Source organism: Azospirillum baldaniorum, from assembly GCF_003119195.2.
GTDB classification, from domain to species: domain Bacteria; phylum Pseudomonadota; class Alphaproteobacteria; order Azospirillales; family Azospirillaceae; genus Azospirillum; species Azospirillum baldaniorum.
This window is the reverse complement of sequence record NZ_CP022253.1, coordinates 2,394,287-2,418,714: the sequence shown is the minus strand read 5'-3', so window position 1 is coordinate 2,418,714 and position 24,428 is coordinate 2,394,287. Positions and strand designations below refer to the sequence as shown.

General features: G+C 69.5%; 19 protein-coding genes. 9 read left to right on the top strand and 10 right to left on the bottom strand.

Going from position 1 to position 24,428, the window contains the following annotated elements; translation table 11 throughout:
• Window positions 1–135: 135 nt before the first annotated feature.
• Complete coding sequence (locus Sp245p_RS11460; protein ID WP_014239822.1) at window positions 136–1,935, bottom strand: acyl-CoA dehydrogenase; 1,800 nt, start codon at window positions 1,933–1,935, stop codon at window positions 136–138.
• Window positions 1,936–2,187: 252 nt separating this feature from the next.
• Between Sp245p_RS11460 and Sp245p_RS11455 the strand changes: the two genes are divergently transcribed.
• Window positions 2,188–3,228: a lysozyme family protein gene (locus Sp245p_RS11455; protein ID WP_014239823.1), complete on the top strand. Its 1,041-nt coding sequence runs from the start codon at window positions 2,188–2,190 to the stop codon at window positions 3,226–3,228.
• Between the two features lie 16 nt (window positions 3,229–3,244).
• Here the strand turns inward: Sp245p_RS11455 and Sp245p_RS11450 are convergent, their stop codons facing one another.
• The 3 genes from Sp245p_RS11450 to Sp245p_RS11440 all read right to left on the bottom strand — a co-directional run bounded on the left by Sp245p_RS11450 (window position 3,245) and on the right by Sp245p_RS11440 (window position 6,628).
• Window positions 3,245–3,910 (bottom strand): hypothetical protein, encoded by a 666-nt coding sequence (locus Sp245p_RS11450; RefSeq protein ID WP_014239824.1) that lies wholly within the window; start codon window positions 3,908–3,910, stop codon window positions 3,245–3,247.
• 103 nt (window positions 3,911–4,013) lie between these two features.
• On the bottom strand, window positions 4,014–5,465 hold the full coding sequence (locus Sp245p_RS11445) for an FAD-binding oxidoreductase (RefSeq protein ID WP_014239825.1): 1,452 nt from the start codon (window positions 5,463–5,465) through the stop codon (window positions 4,014–4,016).
• 191 nt (window positions 5,466–5,656) lie between these two features.
• Window positions 5,657–6,628 carry an L-threonylcarbamoyladenylate synthase gene (locus Sp245p_RS11440; RefSeq protein WP_014239826.1) on the bottom strand — a complete coding sequence of 324 codons (972 nt, stop codon included), beginning with the start codon at window positions 6,626–6,628 and terminating at the stop codon, window positions 5,657–5,659.
• Window positions 6,629–6,739: 111 nt separating this feature from the next.
• Here Sp245p_RS11440 and parA point away from each other — a divergent pair, with 111 nt between their 5' ends.
• Together parA and Sp245p_RS11430 are read left to right on the top strand one after the other, a co-directional pair.
• A complete protein-coding gene (gene parA / locus Sp245p_RS11435; RefSeq protein ID WP_014239827.1) occupies window positions 6,740–7,387 on the top strand; it encodes a ParA family partition ATPase in 648 nt (215 codons plus the stop codon).
• A gap of 28 nt (window positions 7,388–7,415) precedes the next feature.
• Entirely contained in the window at window positions 7,416–8,411 is a 996-nt protein-coding gene (locus tag Sp245p_RS11430) for a glycosyltransferase family 61 protein (protein WP_014239828.1), read from the top strand.
• Window positions 8,412–8,454: 43 nt separating this feature from the next.
• On the opposite strand, the gene bcp is transcribed toward Sp245p_RS11430, so the two are convergent.
• Both bcp and Sp245p_RS11420 read right to left on the bottom strand, forming a co-directional pair.
• On the bottom strand, window positions 8,455–8,958 hold the full coding sequence (gene bcp / locus Sp245p_RS11425) for a thioredoxin-dependent thiol peroxidase (RefSeq protein WP_014239829.1): 504 nt from the start codon (window positions 8,956–8,958) through the stop codon (window positions 8,455–8,457).
• A complete protein-coding gene (locus tag Sp245p_RS11420) occupies window positions 8,955–11,966 on the bottom strand; it encodes a bifunctional [glutamine synthetase] adenylyltransferase/[glutamine synthetase]-adenylyl-L-tyrosine phosphorylase (RefSeq protein WP_109138514.1) in 3,012 nt (1,003 codons plus the stop codon). Before Sp245p_RS11420 ends, bcp begins: the two co-directional genes overlap by 4 nt.
• A 102-nt stretch (window positions 11,967–12,068) precedes the next feature.
• On the opposite strand from Sp245p_RS11420, the gene Sp245p_RS11415 reads away from it, so the two are divergent.
• Window positions 12,069–15,701, top strand: a complete 3,633-nt coding sequence (locus Sp245p_RS11415) for a YhdP family protein (protein WP_014239830.1) — start codon at window positions 12,069–12,071, stop codon at window positions 15,699–15,701.
• Between the two features lie 68 nt (window positions 15,702–15,769).
• On the opposite strand, the gene Sp245p_RS36250 is transcribed toward Sp245p_RS11415, so the two are convergent.
• Both Sp245p_RS36250 and tyrS read right to left on the bottom strand, forming a co-directional pair.
• The gene (locus Sp245p_RS36250) at window positions 15,770–17,371 is read right to left on the bottom strand and encodes a Calx-beta domain-containing protein (RefSeq protein ID WP_109138513.1); all 1,602 of its coding nucleotides are present in this window, start codon (window positions 17,369–17,371) and stop codon (window positions 15,770–15,772) included.
• Between the two features lie 210 nt (window positions 17,372–17,581).
• Window positions 17,582–18,835, bottom strand: coding sequence for a tyrosine--tRNA ligase (tyrS, locus tag Sp245p_RS11405; protein ID WP_014239832.1), 1,254 nt, complete (start codon window positions 18,833–18,835; stop codon window positions 17,582–17,584).
• Between the two features lie 121 nt (window positions 18,836–18,956).
• Here tyrS and Sp245p_RS11400 point away from each other — a divergent pair, with 121 nt between their 5' ends.
• Window positions 18,957–20,021, top strand: a complete 1,065-nt coding sequence (locus Sp245p_RS11400) for an anhydro-N-acetylmuramic acid kinase (RefSeq protein ID WP_014239833.1) — start codon at window positions 18,957–18,959, stop codon at window positions 20,019–20,021.
• 9 nt (window positions 20,022–20,030) lie between these two features.
• On the opposite strand, the gene Sp245p_RS34875 is transcribed toward Sp245p_RS11400, so the two are convergent.
• Together Sp245p_RS34875 and Sp245p_RS11395 are read right to left on the bottom strand one after the other, a co-directional pair.
• Window positions 20,031–20,174, bottom strand: a complete 144-nt coding sequence (locus Sp245p_RS34875; protein WP_158310390.1) for a hypothetical protein — start codon at window positions 20,172–20,174, stop codon at window positions 20,031–20,033.
• A 5-nt stretch (window positions 20,175–20,179) separates the two neighbouring features.
• Window positions 20,180–20,842: an alpha/beta hydrolase gene (locus tag Sp245p_RS11395; RefSeq protein WP_014239834.1), complete on the bottom strand. Its 663-nt coding sequence runs from the start codon at window positions 20,840–20,842 to the stop codon at window positions 20,180–20,182.
• A 265-nt stretch (window positions 20,843–21,107) separates the two neighbouring features.
• Between Sp245p_RS11395 and epsC the strand changes: the two genes are divergently transcribed.
• From epsC to Sp245p_RS11375, 4 genes are all read left to right on the top strand, one after another.
• Complete coding sequence (gene epsC / locus Sp245p_RS11390; RefSeq protein ID WP_109138512.1) at window positions 21,108–21,881, top strand: serine O-acetyltransferase EpsC; 774 nt, start codon at window positions 21,108–21,110, stop codon at window positions 21,879–21,881.
• Between the two features lie 77 nt (window positions 21,882–21,958).
• On the top strand, window positions 21,959–22,441 hold the full coding sequence (locus Sp245p_RS11385) for an Rrf2 family transcriptional regulator (protein ID WP_014239836.1): 483 nt from the start codon (window positions 21,959–21,961) through the stop codon (window positions 22,439–22,441).
• A 27-nt stretch (window positions 22,442–22,468) separates the two neighbouring features.
• Window positions 22,469–23,581 carry a cysteine desulfurase family protein gene (locus Sp245p_RS11380; protein ID WP_014239837.1) on the top strand — a complete coding sequence of 371 codons (1,113 nt, stop codon included), beginning with the start codon at window positions 22,469–22,471 and terminating at the stop codon, window positions 23,579–23,581.
• 144 nt (window positions 23,582–23,725) lie between these two features.
• On the top strand, window positions 23,726–24,391 hold the full coding sequence (locus Sp245p_RS11375; RefSeq protein WP_014239838.1) for a molecular chaperone DnaJ: 666 nt from the start codon (window positions 23,726–23,728) through the stop codon (window positions 24,389–24,391).
• The last annotated feature ends 37 nt before the right edge of the window (window positions 24,392–24,428 follow it).

Here is a 24,428-nt window from a genome sequence, read left to right as displayed (position 1 = left end):
GCGGCGTTTCCCCTTGAGACGTCTCGATCGAACGGGGAACGCGGAGCAACCGCAAAGGTTGCGGCCGGCGTGGGGCGCCGGCCGCGTTTCAGCTAACTGTGGCCAAACCGCCACAGCGATGGGTCCTGAGCGTGCTCAGAACTGGTCCTCGCTCAGCGCCATGACCGTGCGGTGGGCGGTCAGGATCGGCAGCAGCAGGCCCGGCCCCTGGGCCAGGATCTGCTCGGCGTAGAAGCGGGCGGTGACCAGCTTGGCCTCCAGGAAGGGGGCGTTGGCGCCGGGCTGGCGCAGCCCTTCCAGCGCCTTGGCGGCGGAGCGGGCGAGCATCCAGCCGCCGGCCACCGTGCCCCACAGCTTCAGATAGTTCACCGCCCCCGCGGCGGCGGCGCGCAGGTCGCCGTCGGCCTGTGTCTTCACCACCCAGGCCACCGCCTGCTCCAGCGCGTCCAGACCGGCGGACAGGTTGGTGCGGATCGCCTCCATGTCGTCGCCGGGGATGCTCTCCAGCTCCGCCACCGTGGCGCGCATCTCCGCGATGAAGGTCCGGGCCGACTCGCCGCCGTCGCGGCCGGTCTTGCGGAAGGTCAGGTCGTTGGCGTGGATGCCGTTGGTGCCTTCGTAGATCGGGGTGATGCGGGCGTCGCGGTAATGCTGCGCGGCGCCGGTCTCCTCGATGAAGCCCATGCCGCCGTGGATCTGCACGCCGGTCGAGGCGACGTCGCAGCCGATGTCGGTGCTCCACGCCTTCACGATGGGGGTCAGGATGTCCACGCGGGCGGTGGCGGCGGCGCGCACCGTGGCGTCCTCGTGGTGGCGGGACACGTCGAGCTGGGTGCCGGCGTAGAGCGCCAGCGCGCGGGCGGCTTCCGTCTTGGCGCGCATGTCCAGCAGCATCCGGCGCACGTCGGGGTGGCGGATGATGGCGACGCCGGAGCCCTTCGGGTCGGCCAGATCCTTGCTCTGCACGCGGCCCTTGGCGTAGTCGCGGGCCTGCTGGTAGGCGCGCTCGGCGATCGCCACGCCTTGGATGCCGACGCCGAGGCGGGCGTTGTTCATCATGGTGAACATGTATTCGATGCCGCGGTTCTCCTGGCCGACCAGGAAGCCGACGGCTCCGCCATCGTCGCCGAAGGCCATCACGGCGGTGGGGCTGGCCATGATGCCCAGCTTGTGCTCCAGGCTGGCGCAGCGCAGGTCGTTGCGCGCGCCCGGCGTGCCGTCCGCGTTGGGCAGGAACTTCGGCACGATGAACAGGCTGATGCCCTTGATGCCCGGAGGCGCGTCGGGCAGGCGGGCCAGCACCAGATGGACGATGTTGTCCGTCAGGTCATGCTCGCCGTAGGTGATGAAGATCTTCTGGCCGGTGATGCGGTAGGTCCCGTCGTCGGCCCGCACCGCGCGGGTGCGCACGGCGGCGAGGTCGGAGCCGGCCTGCGGCTCCGTCAGGTTCATGGTGCCGTTCCACTCGCCGGCGATCATCTTCGGCAGGTAGAGCGCCTTCTGCTCCGCGCTGGCGTGCTCGGTCAGCAGATCGACGGCGCCCTGGGTCAGCAGGGGGCACAGGCCGAAGGACAGGTTGGCCGCCTGCCACATCTCGTTCACCGCGAAGGCCACGGTCCAGGGCAGGCCCTGCCCGCCATACTCCGGCTCAAAGGGCAGGCTGTTCCAGCCGCTCTCGGTGAACTGGCTGTAGGCGTCCTTCCAGCCGGTCGGCGTGCGGACCACGCCGTTCTCCAGCACCGAGCCTTCCTTGTCGCCGACCCGGTTCAGTGGGGCGAGAACGCCGGAGGCGAACTTGCCGGCCTCCTCCAGCACGGCGTCGACCAGATCGGGGGCCGCCGAATCGCAGTTCGGAAGCGCGGCGACCGTTTCGAGGCCGACCACCTCGTTCAGGACAAAGCGGAGGTCATCGACCGGAGCGGTGTAGGGAATCATGGATGGAGCGGCCTCCCGTGACCCGATTGTGCGTGCGTTTCTGCGTGCCCGATTGCGCGTGAACACGCCTTGGGCGGTTTACGTGCGCGTCACCATACCGTACCGAATGGTGCATGGCGAGCCTCACCGTCGGACAGGAATATTGGCATCTGGGTTGCGGCGCGAACAGCGCGGCTGCGACGCAGGAGGAGACGTCCGACTTGGCATCCCGGTTGCAAGAGTGGGGCAGCACCGCTCACAGGGGTTCCTCCCATGACCATCGCCGCCGCCCTTGCCCGTCAGGCCGAATCCGCCGTCCAGGCCGCGAAGACCAGCCGCGGGCCGGAGAATGTCGAGGCGGCGGTCCGCAACGCCAGCGCCAAGACCGGGGTCGATTTTTCCTACCTCATGGAAAAAGCTGCCGTGGAGAGCGGGTACCGGACGGACGTGAAGTCTTCCTCCTCCTCGGCGACCGGGCTCTACCAGTTCATCGACAGCACGTGGCTGGCGACGATGCGCGACCACGGGGCGGACCACGGCTACGCCAAATACGCCAACGCGATCCAGACGCGCGGCGACGGGCGCCCCTACGTCACCGATCCCGACCTGAAGCGCGAGATCCTGGACCTGCGCAAGGACCCCAACGCCTCGGCCCTGATGGCCGCGGAATACACCCGCGACAACAAGGAGTATCTGGAGGACACGGTCAAAGGGAAGGTCGGGTCCACCGAACTCTACATGGCGCATTTCCTCGGGGCGGGCGGGGCCTCGAAGTTCCTGAACGCCATGCAGGACAACCCGAACCGCGCCGCCAAGGAGCTGTTCCCCGACGCCGCCTCGGCCAACAAGGCGGTGTTCTTCGACAAGGACACCGGCCGGGCCAAGTCGCTGAAGGACATCTACGACCGCTTCGCGACGAAGTTCGCGGAGTCGCCCAACGCCGACTTCGCCCCGGCCCAGACCGCCATCGACCGGGTGCGCCGCCAGGACATGCCGGACGGCTTCACCACCCAGGTGCCCAGCATGCCGCAGAAGGCGCTGAACGGCACGCCGCTGTCGATCTACCATGTGCTGGCCCTGAACGCGCTGGAGACGCCGGACGAGGTGGACAGCATCTCCGGCAGGCCCGCGCGCGGCCGCCGCCCGGACGGCGAGGACAAGGACAACCGCCGCATGCGCGACCAGCCGGTCCGCACGGATCAGAACGAGCACACCGGGCTTGGCCTCGGGCTGGGCCTGTCCAAGGTGGTCGGGCAGGGGGCTGCGGCTGGGACTGCGGCTGGGACGACGGAAACAACCGCGACGGCGGCCTGATCGGCTGAGCGCCGGCCTAGACGTCCTTGAGACGATCGCGGGCTTCCGCTGCGATGGCCGCGAAGACCCGGCGGTCGCCGGGCAGCAGCGCGTCGGGGGTCAGCCGTCGGTGCGGCTCGAACCGCAACCCTGCCCGGTACGCCGCTGCGGCGCTTCCCCAGAAGGCCGGCGGCTGGTAGCGCAGGCCCGCCGCATGGCGCGGTTCGCGCAGCCGCACCTCCCGCAGCACGTTGGTCAGATCGAAATCGATCAGGAACGGCCGCCCGCCGGGGCCGGTCAGGCGAATCCAGGCGTGGAAGGGGAAGGCTTCCGCCTCCTGCCGCCGTTGCGCCGGATCGGGAGGACGAACGTCGGCGGGTGCCGCAGGGTAACCGAGCCAGCGCGCCCGGCCAGGAGCCTCGGACTTGCGGAACGCCACGCGGCCCAGTGCAACCTCGGCCCGGCCGTGGCCCAGGGCCTCCAGCAGCATCGCCCCGGCAAAGGCGTAATACTGGCAGCCGCCCAGCCGGTGGGTGTGGACCAGCTCGCGGTGAAGCGGATGGGCGGTCACGGCGTCATGCACCGCCCGCCGGATGCGCTCCCGCTCCGGAGGCAGGGCGCACGTGGTGGACGTGCCAGGCACCGGCGCCACCTCGGCCTCGCCCAGCATCAGGCGCATCCACGCCGACATCGCGAGAAGCATCGCCGCCTCCGTTCCGCGGTTACCGACCTGCACGACGACGAACAGGCCGGAACCGTGAAAGGTTGCCCGAGGCGGGCAGGGGACCTCTTTCGGATGGCGCCCCTTACGGCAGCATCTTGCCGGGGTTCAGCAGGCCCTTGGGATCGAGCGCCGCCTTCATGGCGCGCAGCAGATCGAACTCGACCGGGCTCTTGATGACCGGCATCTCGTCCTTCTTGAAGCGGCCGACGCCATGCTCGGCGGAGATCGAGCCGTCCAGGGCGAAGATGACCTCGTTCACGACGTGGCAGATCTCGTCCCAGCGGGCGAGGTAGGCGGCGGTGTCGGCGCCCTCCGGCTGGCTGAGGTTGAAGTGGATGTTGCCGTCGCCGACATGGCCGAAGGGGGTGGGGCGGATGCCGGGGCAGGCCGCGACCACGGCGGCCTCGGCGCGCTCGATGAACTCGGCGACGCGCGACACCGGGACCGACACGTCGTTCTTGATCGAGCCGCCCTCGAATTTCTGCGCCTCGACGATGGCCTCGCGGATGAACCAGAGCTGGTTGGCCTGGGTTTCCGACTGGGCGATAGTGGCGTCGGTGGCCAGTTCCGCCTCGAAGGCCTCTCCCAGCGCCGCCTCGACCGTCTCGCGGAAGGCGTCGGACTGGGTACCGGCGGTCAGCTCGGTCAGCACATACCAGGGCGACGGCTCCGACAGCGGGTCGATGGTGCCGGCGACGTGCTTGAGCGCGAATTCCAGGCAGCGGCGCGACATCAGTTCGAAGGCGGCCACGGCGTCGCCCGAGGCCTCGCGCAGCCGGGCCAGCAGCTCGATGGCGGCGGCGGGGCTGGGCACGGCGATGAAGGCCGTCTCCGCCTGGCGCGGGCGCGGGTAGAGCTTCAGCACCGCGGCGGTGACGATGCCCAGCGTGCCCTCCGCCCCGATGAACAGGTGCTTCAGGTCGTAACCGGTGTTGTTCTTGCGCAAGGACCGCAGGCCGTTCCAGACGCGACCGTCGGCCAGCACGACCTCAAGACCAAGCACGAGATCGCGCATGTTGCCGTAGCGCAGCACGTTGATGCCGCCGGCGTTGGTGGAGATCAGCCCGCCGATCTGGCAGGTGCCCTCCGCCCCCAGGCTCATCGGCAGCAGGCGGTCCTTGTCCTTCGCGGCCTCCTGCGCGGTCTTCAGCACGACGCCGGCCTCCACCGTCATGGTGTAGTTCAGCGTGTCGATGCCGCGGATTTTGTTCATCCGCGACAGGCTGATGACGATTTCGCGCCCTTCCTCGTAGGGGATGGAGCCGCCGACGAGGCTGGTGTTGCCACCCTGCGGGACGACCGGGATGCCGGCCTCCGCGCAGATCGTCACCACCGCCGCAACCTCCTCGGTGCTGGCCGGGCGGACCACCGCCGGGCTGTTGCCCTTGAAGCGCCCGCGCCATTCCGACAGGTAGGGGGCCATGTCCTCCGGCGCGGTGAGAAGGCCGTTCGGGCCGACGATGGCGCGGATCCGGTCGAGGGCGGCGGCGAGGCTGGCGGCGTCAGGGCTGGCGGCAGAGCTGGCGGAGGTCATGGGCGGACGGTCCGGGGGCTGGAGAGAGCATCACCCCCACCCCGACCCTCCCCGGCTGTCGCAGGGGAGGGTTGCTTTCTGTCCCTCCCCTGCGACAGCGAGGGAGGGAGGGACCCGCGAAGCGGGAGGGTGAGGGCTCGTTGCGAGACTCTTATCGCCTTGCCGTCCGTTTTTCCACTACGCCCGATCCATCACCCCCGCGGGGCGGCGGCCCGCCGCAGCCGGTCGTTGATGGCGACACCCAGCCCCTCGTCCGGGATCGGCATCACCGCGATGGCGCGGACCCCCTCCTGGTCGAGCGCGCGGAGATGGGCGAACAGGTTCGCCGCCGCCTCGTTCAGGTCGCCCTGGAGGCTCAGGTTCAGGCGGGCCTTGCCGCCGCGGATGAAGCGGTCGGGGCCGAAGGTCAGGAACGCCTCGTCCTCCTCGGCGCTTGTGGCGTTCAGCCGCACCGGGGCGTTGGGGGCGTAGTGGCTTTCCAGCTGGCCGGGCGACTTCGGGGCGTCCGGGTTGCCGGCGGAAAGCTGGATGGGGCCGATCAACCGCTCGATCTCCTCGCGCAGCACGGCGCCGGGGCGCAGCAGCACGGGCGTCTCGCCGGTCAGGTCGAGGACGGTGGACTCCACTCCGACCTGACACTTGCCGCCGGCCACCACCATGCTGACCCGGTCGCCCAGGCTCTCGATGACGTGGTGCGGGGCGGTCGGACTGACCGCGCCGGAGCGGTTGGCGCTGGGCGCGGCGATCGGCTTGCTGGCGGCCTTCAGCAGGGCCTGCGCCACCGGGTGGGCGGGCACGCGCACCGCCACGCTGTCCAGTCCGGCCGACACCAGCAGCGACAGCCCGGCCTCGGCCCGGCGGGGCAGGACCAGGGTCAGCGGGCCGGGCCAGAACTGGTGGGCCAGCTCCACCGCGCGCTCGTCGAGCACGGCGATGGCCTCAGCCGCCTCCAGGTCCGGCACATGGGCGATCAGCGGGTTGAACTGCGGGCGGCCCTTGGCGGCGAAGATCGCGGCCACGGCCCGGTCGTCGGTGGCGTCGCCGCCGAGGCCGTAGACGGTCTCGGTCGGGAAGGCGACCAGCTCGCCGCTGCGCAAAGCCTCGCCGGCGCGGGCGAGGCCGGCGGGCGTGGCGGGGATGATGTCGGGATGCTTGTCGGTCACGGGGCGATTTGTAAAGCGTGGGAGGATGAAGTCAATTCGCGCGGTTGCGCCGGATTTGTCCAAGCCTTATGACGGGTGTGCGCGATAAACAACCAAATGATGGGTGTGGGCATGACGGGCAAGGTCTTCACCGTGGCTCAGCAGAAGGGCGGGGCCGGAAAGACCACGCTGGTGGCGCACCTTGCCATTGCCTGGATGCAGCTCGGGCGCTCGGTCGCCACGGTGGACATCGACCCGCAGGGCAGCCTGACCCGCTGGCAGGCGGTGCGGGCGGAGGCCACGGGCGGGGAGCCCGGCTTCACCCATGTCCAGATCACCGGCTGGCGCACCCAGACCGAGGTGGAGAAGCTGGCCCGCGACCACGACATCGTGCTGATCGACAGCCCGCCCCACGCTCAGACGGAGGCGCGCATCGCCGTGCGCGCCGCCAGCCTCGTCATCGCCCCGGTGCAGCCCAGCCCGATGGACCTGTGGGCGGTGCAGCCGACGCTGGACCTCGCCGCGCAGGAGAAGCGCCGGCTGCTGCTGGTGCTGAACCGCGTGCCGCCGCGCGCCCGCATCGCCGACGAGCTGATCGCGCGGGTGCGCGAGCTTGTGAACCCGCCGGCCGTGGACATCGCGGAGTCGCAGATCGGCAACCGCACCGCCTACGCCGGGACCCTGCTGTCCGGCTTGTCGGTGACCGAGGCCGCGCGCAAGACCCAGGCGGCAGCGGAGATGCAGGCGCTGGCCGAGGAAATCCTGTCCCGCGCCGGATAAGTCCGGGGCGATTGCACGGAGGGGTCGCATGGACGGCACGATTCAGAGCGTTGATCTTGTCGAACATCTGGCGGCCAATCCGCATCGTGGCCGCCTTCTGCGCGGCAGCGATGACAGCCCGGTCGGCGCCGTCTTCAACCGCTGTGTTCTGAACAACCACCTCATGTTTCCGGTGACGCCGGATCTGCGTTGCTTTCGGCGGGATTTCGGCATCTTCCGGGATGCGGTCTACGGGATGGTGGGACAGGCGCCGTCCTCGGTTCTTCTCCAGGCTCTTGAACAGCCCGAGCCGCCCGGCAGATATCTGGGGATGGGCGGCAGCGACAACTATTACCATTGGTGTCTGGATTTCCTGCCGCGGCTGGTGTTCGGCATGCTCTCCCCGGACGGGGCGGAGCGGCGGGTCATCATGAACGGGCCGCCCAACCCGTGGCAGGCAGCCTCGTTGCGCCTCTTCATGGCCGGGTTGAGGCTGGACACGCTGGATCTGCATGTCAGCCGCAGCGACTGGAGCGCCTATTCCGATTGCCTCGTGCCGCTGCCGTTGCGATCTCAGGCAGTGGCGATCTGGAGCGTGGTCCTGAACCACGCCCGTGACGTCCTGCCGACGCCATCCGGTGCGAAGCGGTTGTTTGTCCTGCGGAGGAATACCACCAAGCGCTTCGCCGTGAATCAGGATGAGGTGGCAGAGGCGCTGGAGCCGCTGGGCTTCCTTGCCGTCGATCCGGGAAGCCTCACGTTCGAGGAGCAGGTCGCCTTGTTCAGCGGTGCGGAGCTGGTCGTCGGCTGCCACGGGGCGGCCTTGACCAACATTCTGTTCGCTCCGGCGGGCGCGACCCTGATCGAACTTCGTGGCCGCGTTCTGCAACCCTTCTTCGGAAATCTCGCCGCCCAGCGGGGGATGCGTTATCTCGATCTCGCCTGTCCGGAACGGCCCGACAGCCATCATGACATCATCGACCGGGACTACGTCGTTCCGCTCGACGTGCTGCGCGAATGCCTTGCCGGGGTCGGCGTCCGCTGAAGCGGCGGGGGATGATGTCTCCCCCCACCGCATCGCGAAACGACTACAGCGCCTGCAACGCCTTCAGCACCGCCGCCACATGGCCGGTGACCTTCACCTTGCGCCAGACGTTGCGGACGATGCCGTCCTTGTCGATCAGGAAGGTCGCGCGGTCCAGGCCCATGTACTTGCGGCCGTACATGCTCTTCTCGACCCAGACGCCGTAGGCTTCGGCGACGCCCGCCTCCTTGTCGGAGGCCAGCGTGAAGGGCAGCTCGTACTTCGCCTTGAACTTGTCGTGGCTGGCCACGCTGTCCTTGGACACGCCGATGATGACGGCGTCGAGCCCGCTGAAATCCGGAAGCTGGTCGCGGAAGCCGCAGGCCTCCGACGTGCAGCCGGAGGTGTCGTCCTTCGGGTAGAAGTACAGGATCACCGGCTTGCCCCGCAGGGCGGACAGCGTGACGCTGCCGCCGCCATCGGTCGGCATGGTGAAGTCCGGGGCCGGGGTGCCGACCTCGATCGGGGCGGCGTTGGTGGCTTCGCTGGCGTTGTTGGCTTCGCTCATGGGAGTTTGGCTTCTTCGTTGGTCTCTGGGGGAGGCAGCCTTGACGCCGGCTCCTCGACCAGCGCCACGAAATGGCGGTGGGCGCGGGCGGCGATGTCCCGGATTCTGCTGTCGAGCGCGGCGAAGTCAACCGCCGGCTCCTCGTCCGGGAAGGCGGCGCGCGAGAGGCCCTCCCGCAGGGTGGGCGAAACCTGCCGCGGATCGAGCACGCCGTCGGTGGTCAGGCGCAGGAAGCCCTGCACCCGCCGCCACAGCTTCAGCGTCGCCACCAGCTCCTCCGCCACCTCCGGCGCCAGCAGCCCGGCCGCAGCGGCGTTGAGCAGGGCGCGGCTGGTGGCGATGGACAGGATGTCCGGATGCGCGTGGCCGTGACGGAGCTGGAGATACTGGGCCGTGAACTCGATGTCGATCAGGCCGCCGCGGGCGTATTTGACGTTCCACGGGTTGGTGGTGCCGAACTCCTTGTCGATGCGGCGGCGCATGTCGGCGACGTCCCGCAGCACCTTGGCCGGGTCGCGCGGGCCGGTCAGCACACCGCGGATCGCCGACTCGACCTTATGACCCAGCGCCGGATCGCCGCCGCCGGAATCACTGCCGATGACGCGGGCGCGGGTCAGGGCCATGTGCTCCCACGTCCAGGCATCCTTGGCCTGATAGGCGGTGAAGGCGTCCAGCGCGGTGGCGAGCGGACCGGCGTTGCCCGACGGGCGCAGCCGCATGTCCACCTCGTACAGCCGCCCGTCGGCCATCGGGGCGGTGATGGCGTTGGTCAGGCGCTGCGTCAGCTTGATGTAATACTCGTTGGGGGCCAGCGGCTTGGCTCCGTCCGACTGGCGGGTGCCCGGCGGCACCTCGTAGACCACGATCAGGTCGATGTCGGAGGTGATGGTGAGCTGCCGGCTGCCTAGCTTGCCCATCGCCACCACCACCCAGGCGCCGCCGGGGATGCGGCCGTGGCGGGCGGCGAACTCCTCCTCCACGCGGGCGGCCAGCTCCGGCACCACCACGTCGGCCAGATCGGCGAGGAAGGGGCCGCAGCGGTCGCCGTCGGTGATGCCGCGCAGGATGTGCGCCCCGGCGCGGAAGCGCTGGTCGTTGGTCCAGCGCCGCGACAGGGTCAGCACATCCTCGAAGTTGTGCGCCCCGGCGATGAAGCGCTGGTACTCCGGCGTCAGCCCCGCCGCGTCGGGCAGCGGGTCGAAGAAGTCGGGCGACAGCACGGCGTCGAGCAGCGACGGGTTGCGCGACAACGTCTCGGCCAGCTGCGGCGCCGTGCCCATGATCTCCGCGACCAGGGCGAGCAGCCAGGGGTTGGCGATGAACAGCGAGAACAGCCCGACCCCCGCCGGAAGCCGCTCCAGGAAGCTGTCGAACTTAACCAGCGCGTCGTCCGGGGCGGGGGTCTTCGCCAGCTCGTTCAGCATGGCCGGCACCAGCTCGGTCAGCAGCTCCCGCGCGCGGCCCGAGCGGGTGGAGCGGTAGCGCCCGCGGTGCCAGGTGGAGACCACGGCGATGACCCGGCTGGGGTCGCGGTAGCCCATGCCGGCCAGCGTCTTCACCGTGCCGGGGTCGTCGTCGGTGCCGGTGAAGACGAGGTTGCCGGGGCCGGACAGCGACGGCGCCTCCTCGAACAGCTCGGCGTAGCGGTCCTCCACCCGGCCGAGCTGGGCCAGCAGGTCGGCGCGGAAATCCTCGACCCGCTCGTAGCCGAGGAAGGTCGCGAGATGGGCCACGCCCTCGTCGTCCGCCGGGATCTGGTGGGTCTGGCGGTCGTCGGTCATCTGGATGCGGTGCTCGACCCGGCGCAGGAAGCGGTAGGCCTCCTCCAGCTCCTCCACCGCCGCCTCCGGCACGCGTCCGACCGCGCACAGCGCCTTGTTGGCCAGCAATGTGGGGGCGATGCGCACCCGGATGTCGCGCCCGCCGAAGATCAGCTGCTGGGTCTGGGCGAAGAACTCGATCTCGCGGATTCCGCCCCGGCCGACCTTGATGTCGTGGCCGTTCACCGTCACTTCACGATGGCCCTTGTGGGCGTTGATCTGACGCTTGATGGAATGGATGTCCTGGATGGCCGCGAAGTCGAGGTGGCGCCGCCACACGAACGGTTCGAGGAAACGCAGGAAATGCGCCCCCGCTTCCGGATCGCCGGCGATGGGGCGGGCCTTGATCATGGCCGCGCGCTCCCAGTTCTGCCCGACGCTGCCGTAATAAATTTCGGCCGCCGAGACGGACACCGCGAGCGGCGTCGCACCGGGATCGGGGCGCAGCCGCAGATCTGTACGGAAGACGTAGCCGTCCTTGGTCCGTTCATCCATAATGCGGACAAGATCGCGCGCGATACGAATGAACGTGCGGGCGAGGTTGTCCGGCTGGGGCGTTTGAACGACGGCGTCGTCGTACAGGACGATCAGGTCGATATCGCTGGAATAGTTGAGTTCGCGCGCACCAAGTTTGCCCATGCCAAGCACGATCAGGCCCGACCCGACCCATGGCCGCTGCGGTTCCGGCAGCGTCAGCGTCCCCGCCTCCGCGGCGCGGCGCAGCAGGTGGTTTGCCGCCATCCGAACCGACGTCTCGGCGATGTCGGACAGCGCGCCGGTGACGGCCTCCAGCTCCCACGCGCCGGTGATGTCGGCCATCGCGATCAGCAGCGCCGCCCGCCGCTTGGCGATGCGCAGGGCGGTCATCAGCCGGTCGATGTTGCGCTCCTCCGCGCAGTCCGTCTCCAGCCGGCGCAGCAGCGCCGCGAAGGCGGCGTCGTACCCCTCGCTCACCATCTCGCGGACAAAGGGCAGCTCGCGCGTCAGGATCTGGCCGAGATACGGGCTGTTGCCGCACACCGCGTCGATCAGCGCCCGGCCCTCGGCCGAATCGGCGTACGCCTCGGCCCAGGCGCCCAAATCGTCGTCGCCGGTGCCGTCGGCGGCGGTCGCCGCCTCGGCGCGCCAGCGCTCCAGGCCGCGTCCGGCGAGGGCGGTGTCGAAAGGTTTCGGCAGCGTGGTGGTCATGGTCGCGGCTATCCCTGCACAAGAACTGAGCAGGAAGGTGCGCGGTCGCGAGGGTCCGGTCAACTGTGACAACGCGCGGGCACCGTCGCCGGGACACCGACCGTGATCCGGCGCACCGCGAAGCTTCTCGCCTGGACCACCGCGGGCGCGGTCGTCGTCGGCGGCGTTGCGGGTGGGCTGTTCGCTTGGCGGCTGGCCCAGGGGCCGATCGCGCTCGACCCGCTGACCCCCTATGTGGAGCGGGCGCTGAGCGACCCGCAGGGCCGCTACCGCGTCGATGTCGGCCAGCTCGTCCTGTCCTGGGTGGACGAGGAGGAGAGCGACGGGCTGACCCGGCTGGACCTGCGGGCCATCGACGTGCACGCGGTCAACGCCGAGGGAGACGAGCTTGCAGCGGTGCCGGAGCTGGGCGTCGGCTTTTCCGTGCGCGCGCTGTTCCAGGGCAAGCTGTCGCCGACCCGGCTCGACCTCGTGCGGCCGCGCCTCCAAGTGGTGCGCCGGGCCGATGGCAGCCTGGATTTCGACGTGCGCTCGCTTCCGTCTCCCGGCGAGCCGGAGAAGGACGAGCCGGGCGGCGGCCCCGATTTCGCGGGGGAGATCGTCTCCACCCTGATGCAGCCCCCGGACATCGCCCGCCCGCTGGGCCTGCTGCGGCGGTTGACCATCATCGGCGCCGACCTGACGGTGACGAACCGCATGCTGGGCCTGTCCTGGCATGCCAACCGCGCCGACATCGTGCTGACCCGCGACGGGACCGAGATCGTCGGCGGGGCGCAGCTGCTGCTCGACCTCGACGGGCGAACGGCGGCGGTGGAGGCGTCGGGCGTCCATCGCATGGCCGACGCGGAAACCGCGCTGTCCACCCGCTTCGACGGTCTGCAACCGGCGGCGCTGGCCAAGATCGGTCCGTTGCTGGAACCGCTCTCCGCGGTGACCGTGCCGCTAAGCGGGCGCATCGACGCCACCCTGGACTCGCGATTCGAGCCGGTGCGCTTCAGCTTCGATCTGCAGGGCGGTGCCGGGGAGGTCAGCCTGCCCGCGCTGCGGCCCGACCCCTACCGCGTCGACCGGGTGCGGCTGCGCGGCGGCCTGGACGTGCCGGGCCGGCGGGCCGAGCTGGAGCGGCTGGACCTCGCGTTCGACGGGATGGCGATGGCCGGGCGGGGCAACCTGCGGGAGCAGGGCGGACAGCGCAACGGCAGCCTGCGGCTCGACCTGACGGCGGGCGGCACGCGGGCCTCGCTCGACCTCGACGGCACGCAGGTTCCCGACAAGGGCGTGTCGGTCGCCGCGCGGCTCGACGGGCTGGTGCCCGCTGCGCTGGCCGGGCTCGCCCCGGCGCTGGCGCCGCTCGCCGCGGCGCAGCTTCCCCTGTCCGGCACGGCCGGCCTGGATCTGGACCCCGACGGGCAGCCGCGCAGCGGCCGGGCGGAGCTGAGGGCCGGCGCTGGCCGCGTCGTCCGGCCGGACCTGTTCCCGGAGCCGTTGCCCGTCGCCTCCGCCGCCCTGACGGTGGCCGGGGACCGCGCTTCCGGCCAGCTTGAGGTGGAGCGGCTGGCGGTCGATCTCGGCGGCCCGACCATCGAGGGGACCGCGAAGGCCACCATCGCCCAGTTCGGCACGCCGGACGCCCGCCTGTCGGTGGAGGCCGCCGTGACGGCCAAGCGGGTGCCGGCGGACGAACTGCCCCGGCTGTGGCCGCTCGGGGTGGGGAAGAACCCGCGGGAATGGGTGACCCAAAACCTTTCGCGCGGCGTCGTGCCGGAGGCGACGGCCACGGTCCGGGCCAGCGGGCCGCTGTCCGACCTCGCGGCGATCGACGTGACGCATTTCCAGGCTGGCATCCAGGCCGAGGACATGACGGTGGATTACTTCCACCCGCTGCCCAAGGTCGCCGGCGTGGCGGCGGAGGTGTCCACCGACGGCAAGACCTTCACCATCCACACCAAGGGCGGCCGCATCGACGACGTCCAGCTCGGCGAGGGCACGATCGTCATCGGCGGTCTGGACACCGGCAAAGAGACCATGGACATCCGCGTCCCGGTCCGCGGGCCGGTGCGCACCATCCTGACCGTTCTGGACAGCCCGCCGCTGGGCTATCCCAGGCGCCTCGACCTCGACCCCAAGCGCACCCAGGGGCAGGCGGACGCGCAGCTCCACTTCCAGTTCCCGCTGCTGGTCGACCTGAAGGTGGAGCAGCTGAACCTGGACGTCGCGGCGAAGCTGCGCGGCGTCGGGGTGGAGAAGGTGGCCGCCGGGCTGACCGCGACCGAGGGCGACCTGACGCTGGCGCTCGACATGAACGCCATGACGGTGAAGGGCAACACCAAACTGGACGGCATCCCCGTCACCATCGACTGGAAGGAGCAGTTCACCTCCACCGCCAAGGGGCCGCGCACCCGCATCGCCGTGAAGGGCGACGTGGACGCCCAGGACCTGCGCAGCCACGGCATTGATCTCGGCGAGCATGTCGCGGGGCCGCTGGGGGCGGACGTGCTGTTCACCGTGGACCAGCGCCGCCGCTTCGGCCTGACCGCCGGGCTGAACCTGGAAAAGACCCACCTGCGCATCGACGAGCTGGGCTGGGAGAAGAAGCCCGGTGTTCCCGGCACCGGCAAGCTGGCGCTGGAGTTCCAGAAGGACCGCGTGACCCGCATCACCGGCCTGTCGGTCGATGCCGGGGGGCTGCGCGCCCAGGCGGTCGTCGACCTCGCGCCGCAGACCATGGCCGTCACCAAGGTGGTGGTCAGCCAGATGTCCGTCGGCCAGACCGACCTGAAGGCCGACGTGACGGTGCATGACGGCGGCAAGAGCGGCTATTCCGGGACCATCACGGGCCAGAGCCTGGACGCCCGCGTCCTGGCCGGCAAGGCCGACCCGCCCGGCGGCAAGAAGCAGGGACCGGCCGACGAGAAGCCGCTGCCGCTCGATTTCGACCTGAAGCTGAACCGCGTCGTCTTCGGGGATGGCCGCCATCTGGCCGACGTGGCTGGGCGGATCAAGCGCGACCGCCTGTCCTGGACGGGGCTCGACGTGACGGCGCGGGCGGGGCGCGACGGTGCGGTGTCCCTGCGCTATCTCCCGGGCGCCCAAGGATTCTATGACGTGGTCATCTCGGCCAGCGACGCCGGCGCGACCTTCCGCGCGCTCGACATCAACGACCGGGTGCAGGGCGGCGCGCTGGCCATCACCGGCCGAACGGTCGAGCCGCGGGCTGACGCTGCCATCGAAGGCCGGATGGAGCTGACCGACTACGCTCTCGTCGACCCGCCGGTCCTGGCCCGTATCCTGAACTCCATCTCCCCCTCCGGCTTCGCCGAGCTGATGGGCGGTGGCAAGGGCATCCGGTTCGGGCGGGCGGTCAGCGACTACCGCAAGGACGGGCGCCTGCTGACGATCAAGGATCTGCGCACCTCAGGCTCCGCGCTCGGCCTCACCTTGGGAGGGGAAATCGACATCGAGACCGACACCGCCAACCTGCGCGGCACCATCGTGCCCATCTACGGACTGAACCGCTTGATCGGTCAGATTCCGCTGTTGGGCAACGCGCTGAGCGGCGGCGAGGGGCAGGGCATCTTCAGCGCCACCTGGCACGTCCGCGGCCCGCTGGCCGACCCGGACGTGACGGTGAACCCGCTCGCCATGCTGGCACCGGGCTTCCTGCGCAACCTGTTCTTCCTGGGCGAGGGGGGCGACGGCAAGGAAGCGCCGTCGCCGGGGACTTTCGAAAAATAGGAGGCAGGGTCGAGGGCGACACCATCCCCTCAGCCGGCCTTGGCCGGCCGAGGGCTTTGGGAAATGGATCAGGCGAGGGTGAAGGCAAGATAGCTTGCGTCACCGACCTGCCCGGGCATGGCGAGGACCGCGGCCGAGTATTTGGAGGAGATGGTCATGCTCATATCGATGCTGCCATTGGCATCCAGGTCGATGTGTGCCGTAGCCCCCTTGTATCCATCCGCACCGGCCATCTCAGCCCAGGTCAGCTTGGACGTCCCCTCCTTCCAGCCCCAGCAGGTGACCCATTCCCCTTTTTCAAGGTCCGTCACCGTGGACCAGGTGACGCCGTTGCCACGCCCGTCCACGAAGAAGGTGTCCATGCCCGAACCGCCGGTCAGGAAGTTGGAGCCGAGCCCCCCGTCCAGCACATCGTCGCCCTTGCCGCCGTCGATCGCGTCGTCACCGCCCAGGGTGTTGATGAAATCGGCGAGATCGGTGCCGTGCATGGCCTCGCTGACGTCGGCCCCGATGTGCATGTTCTGAAGCCAGGACACCGGTCCGGAGTAGGCCTGCATCTCGACTTCGCGGCTTGTTCCGCCGGAGGTGATGGCGAGGCGGCGTGTCGGCTCTATGTCGTCGTTGACGATCGTGCCGGTGGCGGTCGCGGTCGCGATGGGCGCGTATCGCAGGTTCGTCAGCGTAACCGCGAAGGTCTCGTTGCCCTCGCGGGTGGAATCGCCGGAAACGTTGATGGTGATGACCTTGCGGGTTTCGCCGGGTGCGAAACTGACCGTATCGGATGGCAGCGTGCCGCCGAAGTCGGCGGCATCCGCCGGATTCGCCCCGGTCCCGGTCACCGCATAGCTGGCGGTCGAATTGCCCTCGATGTTTCCGGCGCGGGTGACCTCGAAGGTGTAGGCGGTCGAGCCGCTGCTGCCTTCCGCCTTCGTCGCATCCAGCGCGGCGATGGAGAGCGTGGTGTCGTCGTTGCGGATGGTCCCGGTTGCCGTGGTGGTGCCGAGAGCGACGCCGTTCGGGTTGGACAGGGTGATCGTGTAGGTTTCGTCCGGCTCCACCGTGGTGTCGCCGGAAACCTCCACCATGAACATCCGCGACGTCTCCCAGCCCACGAGGGTGACGGTGCCGGACGGCAGCGTGCCGCCAAAGTCGGCGGCGTCCACCGGGTTCGCGCCGGTCCCGGTTAGCGCCCAGTCAACCGAAACGGGTTTTCCTGTGCTGGTTGATAGCTCTATGTAAAAGTAAATAAATTTTTTACCACTATCGCCTTCCGGAGAATCTCCATTGTAAGATTTTATTGACGCCAATGCATCATCATTGGCAATCGTCATCTTGATGGCGCCATTTGTCAAATAATCTGCCAGCGTGTCGCCAATCGGATCGTAAAATATAATGGTAAATTCTTCATTCGGTTCAATGATGTCGTCGTCACGAATTGGGATGTCGAGAGTCGCGCTTTGAAATGGGGCGAACTCAAGTGTGCCGCTTGGAAATGTTCCGCCAAAATCCTCGGCATCAGCCGGATTGAGGCCAGTGCCCTCGATCCTCCATTTTACGGAGGCAGGGGAGGATGTGTTTCCGTCGCGGCTGAGGATGAGGCGGGTATTGGTGGCCAGCGACTGCCCACCTCCCTCGTAGCCACTTTGTGTATAACTGACCCAAATCGCCATAACGCCCCCAATTCGAAGTTCTAAAAATAGAACATCAACAATTTGGAGTTGTCAATGATATGCAGGGTTCTTTTTTGGAGCGAGATGAATGCCGGTCCTCCATCCTGGATGTGGATGCGAAAGAGGCATCCATGATTCCAGCGGCGGCATCCGCCACGTGACGCTCCCGCTCCAGGAGGAGAGGAAGCGTCACGTGGCGTCGGCAGGGCTTCACACCGCCTTGACCAGCGCGTGACGCTTCTTGCCGGCGCTTAGCTTGATGACGCCGTCGGCGTTCAGGTCGGCGGCGGTGGCCTTGGCGGCCTCGTCGGGGATGGCGGCGTCGTTCAACTTGGCGCCGGCGCCCTTGATGAGGCGGCGCGCCTCGCCCTTCGACGCGGCCAGCCCGGCGGAGACCAGCAGGTCCACCAGCGCGACGCCGGCCTCAAGCTCGGCGCGCGGCACGTCGATGCTGGGCAGGCCTTCGGCGGCGGCGCCCTGCTCGAAGGTGCGGCGGGCGGTCTCGGCGGCCTCCAGGGCGGCCGCCTCGCCATGGGCGAGCTTGGTCACCTCGTGGGCGAGGATCTTCTTGGCCTCGTTGATGCCAGCGCCCTCCAGGGACTCCAGCCGCGCCACCTCGTCCAGCGGCAGCTCGGTGTAGAGGCGCAGGAAGCGGCCGACGTCGGCGTCCTCGGTGTTGCGCCAATACTGCCAGAAATCATAGGCGCTGAGCTTGTCGGCGGTCAGCCACACCGCGCCCGCGGCGGTCTTGCCCATCTTGGCGCCCGACGACGTGGTCAGCAGCGGGGTGGTCAGGCCGAACAGCTCCGCCCCGTCGGTGCGGCGGCCCAGCTCGACGCCGTTGATGATGTTGCCCCACTGGTCCGACCCGCCCATCTGGAGCATGCATTTCTCGCGACGGAACAGCTCCACGAAGTCGTAGGCCTGGAGAATCATGTAGTTGAATTCCAGGAAGGTCAGCGGCTGCTCGCGATCCAGCCGCAGCTTGACCGATTCGAAGGTCATCATGCGGTTGATCGTGAAGTGCCGCCCGATGTCGCGCAGCAGCGGGATGTACTTCAGCTCGTCCAGCCAGTCGGCGTTGTTGACCATCACCGCGTCGGTCGGCCCGTCGCCAAAGGACAGGTAGCGCCCGAAGATGCGCTTGATGCCCGCCATGTTGGCGTTGATGATCTCGTCGGTGAGGAGCTGGCGCGCCTCGTCCTTGCCCGACGGGTCGCCGATCTTGGTCGTGCCGCCGCCCATCAGGACGATCGGCTTGTGGCCGGTCTTCTGCAGCCAGCGCAGCATCATGATCGGCAGCAGGCTGCCCACATGCAGGCTGTCCGCCGTGCAGTCGAAACCGATGTAGGCGATGATCGGCCCCTTCGCCGCGCGCTCGTCGAGCCCGGCGAGGTCGGTGCACTGGTGGATGAAGCCGCGTTCCTGCAGCGTGCGGAGGAAATCCGATGTCAGCGTCGTCATGGCCGCGATCCGGCTGTCGTGGTAGGGTCCAGGGTCGCGTCTGTTAGCATGGAACGCGCGGCCCCACAATTCTCGGGGCTGAGTCGATAGGGGATTGAGGTCCGATGGAATGAGGCAGGACATGCAGACGGTCGTCGGGCTGATGAGCGGCACCTCCATGGACGGCATCGACGCGGCCCTGGTCCGCACCGACGGCGAAAGCCGGGTGGAGCCGCTGGCCTTCGTCACCATCCCCTACGAGGACGGCTTCCGCGCCGACCTGCGCTCCTGCCTCGGCGGCAAAGGGCCGGTGGACGCGGTGGAGCAGGCCCTGACCGACGCCCACGCCGACGCGGTGCGCCGCCTGCTGGCGGAGGCCGGGATGGAGGCGGCCGCGGTGGACCTGATCGGCTTCCACGGCCACACGATCTTTCACGACCCGGCGCAGCGCCGCACCTGGCAGATCGGCGACGGCGCGCGGCTGGCGCGGGCGACCGGCATCGCCGTGGTCGACGACTTCCGCACGGCGGACGTGGCGGCGGGCGGGCAGGGCGCCCCGCTGGTGCCGCTGTTCCACCGCGCGCTGGCCGACGCCCTGCCGCGCCCGCTGGCCGTGCTGAACATCGGCGGCGTCGCCAACGTCACCTGGATTGGCGAGGGCGCGGACGACGTGATCGCCTGCGACACCGGGCCGGGCAACGCGCTGGTGGATGACTGGGTGTTGTCCGGCCAGGGTGCCCGCTACGATTCCGGCGGTGCGCTGGCGGCGGCGGGCGTGGTGGACGGGAACGCTCTGGCGGCGCTGATCGCCCATCCCTACTTCGACCTTCCGGCGCCGAAGTCGCTGGACCGCGACGCCTTCGACCCGGCGCCCGTCCGCGGGCTGTCCGTGGCGGACGGAGCGGCGACGCTGACCGCCTTCACCGCCGCGTCGGTCGCGCGCATCGTCCCGCACCTGCCGGGCGCGCCGCTGCGCTGGCTGGTCTGCGGCGGCGGGCGGCACAACGCGACGCTGATGGGGATGCTGGCGGACCGGCTGGGAGTGCCGGTCGATCCGGTGGAGGCGGTGGGCTGGAACGGCGACGCGCTGGAGGCCGAAGCCTTCGCCTATCTGGCGGTGCGCAGCCGCAAGAGCCTGCCGCTCAGCCTGCCGGCCACGACCGGCGTGCCCCGGCCGATGACCGGCGGGCGCTTCCACCCGGTGTGACGCCGGAGGTTACGGGCGCGTCCGGCTGTTGTCGGTGCAGTTGTCGGCGTGCTTGCACCAGTTGCCGAAGGTGCTGGCGATCTGGGCGTTGCTGCAGCCGGACAGCAGGAGCGCCGCGAGGCCGGCGACGAAGGCAAAACGACGGAGCTTCATCGCGCTCACTCCGCCACGGCGGCGACCGGGTTGCCCATCGCACGGTCCAGATAGTCGTCCACCTGCACCGCCAGATCGTCGCTGCGGTTGGCGAAGAAATGGTTGGCGCCGGGCACGACGCGGTGGTCGATGCGGATGTCCTTCTGGTGCGACAGCTTGGTCACCAGCTTGTTCACCGCCGCCCCCGGAACCAGCTCGTCCTTGTCGCCGTGGATGATCAGGCCGGAGGAGGGGCAGGGCGCCAGGAAGGAGAAGTCGAACAGGTTGGCCGGCGGGGAGACGGACACGAAGCCGTCGATCTCCGGGCGGCGCATCAGAAGCTGCATGCCGATCCACGCCCCGAAGGAGACCCCGGCGATCCAGCAGACCGGGGCGTTGGGGTTGTGGGTCTGCAGCCAGTCCAGCGCCGCCGCCGCATCGGCCAGCTCGCCCTCGCCCTTGTCGTAGGTGCCCTGGCTGCGGCCGACCCCGCGGAAATTGAAGCGCAGGGCCGAGTAGCCGCGCTTCGTGAAGGACTGGAACAGGGTGAAGACCACCTTGTTGTTCATGGTCCCGTTGTGATGCGGGTGCGGATGCAGCAGCAAGGCCATCGGCGCGTTGGGGATCGTGCCGTGTGTGTAGCGCCCTTCCAGCCGTCCGGCCGGACCGTTGATCATCACTTCAGGCATGGGAACGGCGATCCTGACGCGAATATAAGGTGATCCGGACCACCGGCGGAGCGGTGAGCGGACGCCACGGCAAGCGGACGTGGTTGCCCATGGACAAGCATGGATTTTTCGCACACAATTCTTGACCGTTTTGCTTGGTCATCATATATGCGTCGATGCGTCCTTCCAGGGCAACCCGCGCGACCGGCGAGGCACGGGTCGAGGGCTCTTGCGAAAGATCACCTCTTCCGGCAAGAGGGCGGACTATACCACGGCGGGTGTTCCGGTGTTCAAGCATCTTCGCGAAGAGATCGACGGTATCATGGCCCGCGACCCGGCCGCGCGGTCACGGGCCGAGGTCGCGTTGTGCTATCCGGGCTTCCATGCCATCGTCCTGCACCGCGTCGCGCGCTATTGCTGGGATCGCCGCTGGCACCTGATGGCGCGCGCCGTCTCGCAGATCGCCCGCGCGCTGACCGGGATCGAGATCCATCCGGGGGCGACCATCGGGCGCCGCTTCTTCATCGACCACGGCATGGGCGTCGTCATCGGCGAGACCGCCGAGATCGGCGACGACGTGATGCTCTATCATGGGGTTACGCTGGGCGGCACCTCGCTGAACCAGGGCAAGCGCCATCCCACGCTGGAAAGCGGCGTGATCGTCGGCGCTGGGGCCAAGGTGCTGGGCGCCATCACCATCGGGCGCGGAGCCCGCGTCGGCGCCAACGCCGTCGTGGTGGCGGATGTGGCGCCGGGCATCGCGGTGGTCGGCATCCCGGCCAAGGCGGTGGTGACGCGCGACCGCGTCGAGACGCAGAAGTTCATGCCCTACGGCACGCCCTGTGGCGACATCCCCGATCCGGTGGCGCGCGCGCTGAACGGCCTGCTCGATCAGGTATCGACCCTGCGCCGGCGCGTCGAGGAACTGGAATCGGAGCGCGGGGACGCGCATAATTCATCCGTATACGAAACATCGGGCGTTCCCAACGGGAGCGCCCGGCCCGACAATGGGGTGCGCCAGCCGGTGTCCGTCGACGGCGGTCCGGCGGCGTCCTGTTGAACCAAACACAAACACGAGGCTTGGCGCCGATCCGCTGGACGGTCGGGCCGGGGTGAAGGAAGGGTAAGGAGGGTAAAATGAGACTCAGCACCAAGGGACGCTATGCCGTCATGGCCATGGTCGATCTTGCTGCCACCAGCCAGGGGAGCCCCGTCGCCCTTGCCGACATCGCCGACCGGCAGGAGATTTCGCTCTCCTATCTGGAGCAGCTGTTCGCCAAGCTGCGCAAGGGCGGTCTGGTCAAGAGCGTGCGCGGTCCCGGCGGCGGTTATCTGCTGGCCCATCCGGCGGACGCAACCCGCGTGTCCGACATCATCCTGGCGGTGGACGAGCCGATCCGCACGACGCGCTGCGCCAACGGCACGCCGCAGGGTTGCCGCACCAACCGCTCGCGCTGCCTGACCCACGACCTGTGGGAGGAGCTGGGCAACCAGATCCACATGTATCTCAGCTCGGTCACGGTGGCGGACGTGGTGGAGCGGCGGATCATCGGCACCAGCAGCCTGACCATCCGCGGCCCGCAGCCGGCGGACGAGGGCGCTGCGGTCGCGGCGGAGTAAGGGAGCGCCCTCCGGCCCTTCGTTCCGATGACCCGCGTCTATCTCGACCACAACGCCTCGGCGCCTCTGAAGCCGGCGGTGAAGACGGCGATGATCCAGGCCATGGATCTCGCCGGCAACCCGTCCTCGGTGCACGGCTTCGGCCGCACGGTCCGCCGCGCGGTGGAGGAGGCGCGCGCCCAGGTCGCCGCCCTGGCCGGGGTGCGGCCCGCCCAGGTCTTCTTCACCGGAAGCGGGACGGAAGCCAACAATCTGGCGCTGCGCGGCTTTCCCGGCCGGACGGTGGTCACCTCAGCGATCGAGCATGACTCGGTGCTGGAGGCGGTGCCCGGCGCCGCCCGCGTCCCGGTGGACCGCGACGGCGTCGCCGATATGGCCGCGCTCGACCGCCGGCTCGCCGACGCAGACGGTCCCGTGCTCGTTTCCCTGATGCTCGCCAACAACGAGACCGGCGTGATCCAGCCGGTGGCCGAGGCGGCGCGGCTCGCCCACGCGCGCGGCGCGCTGGTCCATTGCGACGCGGTGCAGGCCGCCGGGCGGCTGCCCCTCGACCTTGCGACGCTCGGCGCCGACCTGCTGACCCTGTCGGCTCACAAGATCGGCGGCCCCGCCGGCGTGGGCGCCCTGATCCTCGCCGACGGGCTGGAGCCGGAGGCGCTGATCCGCGGCGGCGGGCAGGAGAAGCGCCGCCGCGCCGGGACCGAGAATGTCGTCGGCATCGCCGGCTTCGGCGCCGCCGCCCGCCTCGCGCGGGAGGAGTTGCCCGACAGCGCCCGCCTGACCGCCCTGCGCGACGCGCTGGAGGCGTCGGCGCTCGCCGCCGTTCCGGCCGCGCGGGTGATGGGGGCCGGCGCGGCGCGGGTCGGCAACACCAGCAACCTGCTGCTGCCCGGCGTGGCGGGGGAGACGCAGGTGATGGCGCTGGACCTCGCCGGGGTGGCAGTCAGCGCCGGTTCGGCCTGCTCCAGCGGCAAGGTGAAGCCGTCCCACGTCCTGGCGGCCATGGGCGAGAGCGCCGGGGACGCCGCCTGCGCCATCCGGATCAGCCTGGGCTGGGACAGCGACGGCGCGGCGGTGGAGCGTTTCTCCGCCGCCTACGCCGCGATGGCGGCAAGGCTGGCCCGTGCCCCTGCGGCGTAATCGCCTCTCCATGACCTCCACCTCCCGCCGCGGGCCGTGTAAGGTTGCGCGGCGCCCCGCTTCTGGGTATCACCCGGCCGAAGGGACGGCGGCGACCCGCCGCCCTCACGGCCGACCTGTGCAGCGTTTCAACGGACGGCAAGCATGACGACATCCGATTCCGGCCCGCCGCGCTTTCCCAAGGGAGAGTCTCCCAAGGGCATCGCCGGGACCATCGACGGCGATCTGGAGCCGTGCTGGCTGTGCGGCCGTTCGGTCGCGGCGCGCGCGATGTTCTGCCATTCCTGCGGGGCGGTGCAGGCGCCGCGCCCGCTCGACCATTTCTCCCGGCTGGGTCTGGAGCGCCGCTTCGACATCGAGCCGGAGGCTTTGGCCCGCCAGCACGCCGGCTTCTCCCGCGCCATGGACCCGGAGCGCTTCGCGGCGCGCGGCGCGCGGCAGCAGGCCAACGCCCGCGCCCAGGCCGACGCGCTGGGCGAAGCCCATGAGACGCTGCGCGACCCGGTGCGCCGCGCCCGCTATCTGTTGGACCTGCTGGACGCTCCCGCCGCCGCGTTGACCGCGGAGGAGGACGAGGAGGTGACGGCGCTGGCGGACCGGCTGAATGGCGCCCCGGACGCCGCCGCGGTGGACCGGCTGGCCCAGGACATCGGGCAGCGCGTGGAAAGTTGCATCAAGTATCTTGCCATTGCCTTCCGCAACGGGCAGACCGACAACGCCGCGCGCATCCTTGCGCGGCTGGAGCGGTTGGAGGCGCTGGCGGCCGAATCCCGGACGCGGCGCTCCGGCCTTGCTCCGAAGACACTCTAACCATCGCCACTCGCACACCGACGCCTTTGTTCAGGAG

Bases quoted from the DNA above. Each gene is read 5' to 3' on its own strand.
- Sp245p_RS11460 (WP_014239822.1), bottom strand. From the start codon at position 1,935: ATGATTCCCTACACCGCTCCGGTCGATGACCTCCGCTTTGTCCTGAAC.
- Sp245p_RS11455 (WP_014239823.1), top strand. From the start codon at position 2,188: ATGACCATCGCCGCCGCCCTTGCCCGTCAGGCCGAATCCGCCGTCCAG.
- Sp245p_RS11450 (WP_014239824.1), bottom strand. From the start codon at position 3,910: ATGCTTCTCGCGATGTCGGCGTGGATGCGCCTGATGCTGGGCGAGGCC.
- Sp245p_RS11445 (WP_014239825.1), bottom strand. From the start codon at position 5,465: ATGACCTCCGCCAGCTCTGCCGCCAGCCCTGACGCCGCCAGCCTCGCC.
- parA (WP_014239827.1), top strand. From the start codon at position 6,740: ATGACGGGCAAGGTCTTCACCGTGGCTCAGCAGAAGGGCGGGGCCGGA.
- Sp245p_RS11430 (WP_014239828.1), top strand. From the start codon at position 7,416: ATGGACGGCACGATTCAGAGCGTTGATCTTGTCGAACATCTGGCGGCC.
- bcp (WP_014239829.1), bottom strand. From the start codon at position 8,958: ATGAGCGAAGCCAACAACGCCAGCGAAGCCACCAACGCCGCCCCGATC.
- Sp245p_RS11420 (WP_109138514.1), bottom strand. From the start codon at position 11,966: ATGACCACCACGCTGCCGAAACCTTTCGACACCGCCCTCGCCGGACGC.
- Sp245p_RS36250 (WP_109138513.1), bottom strand. From the start codon at position 17,371: ATGGCGATTTGGGTCAGTTATACACAAAGTGGCTACGAGGGAGGTGGG.
- tyrS (WP_014239832.1), bottom strand. From the start codon at position 18,835: ATGACGACGCTGACATCGGATTTCCTCCGCACGCTGCAGGAACGCGGC.
- Sp245p_RS11400 (WP_014239833.1), top strand. From the start codon at position 18,957: ATGCAGACGGTCGTCGGGCTGATGAGCGGCACCTCCATGGACGGCATC.
- Sp245p_RS34875 (WP_158310390.1), bottom strand. From the start codon at position 20,174: ATGAAGCTCCGTCGTTTTGCCTTCGTCGCCGGCCTCGCGGCGCTCCTG.
- Sp245p_RS11395 (WP_014239834.1), bottom strand. From the start codon at position 20,842: ATGCCTGAAGTGATGATCAACGGTCCGGCCGGACGGCTGGAAGGGCGC.
- Sp245p_RS11385 (WP_014239836.1), top strand. From the start codon at position 21,959: ATGAGACTCAGCACCAAGGGACGCTATGCCGTCATGGCCATGGTCGAT.
- Sp245p_RS11380 (WP_014239837.1), top strand. From the start codon at position 22,469: ATGACCCGCGTCTATCTCGACCACAACGCCTCGGCGCCTCTGAAGCCG.
- Sp245p_RS11375 (WP_014239838.1), top strand. From the start codon at position 23,726: ATGACGACATCCGATTCCGGCCCGCCGCGCTTTCCCAAGGGAGAGTCT.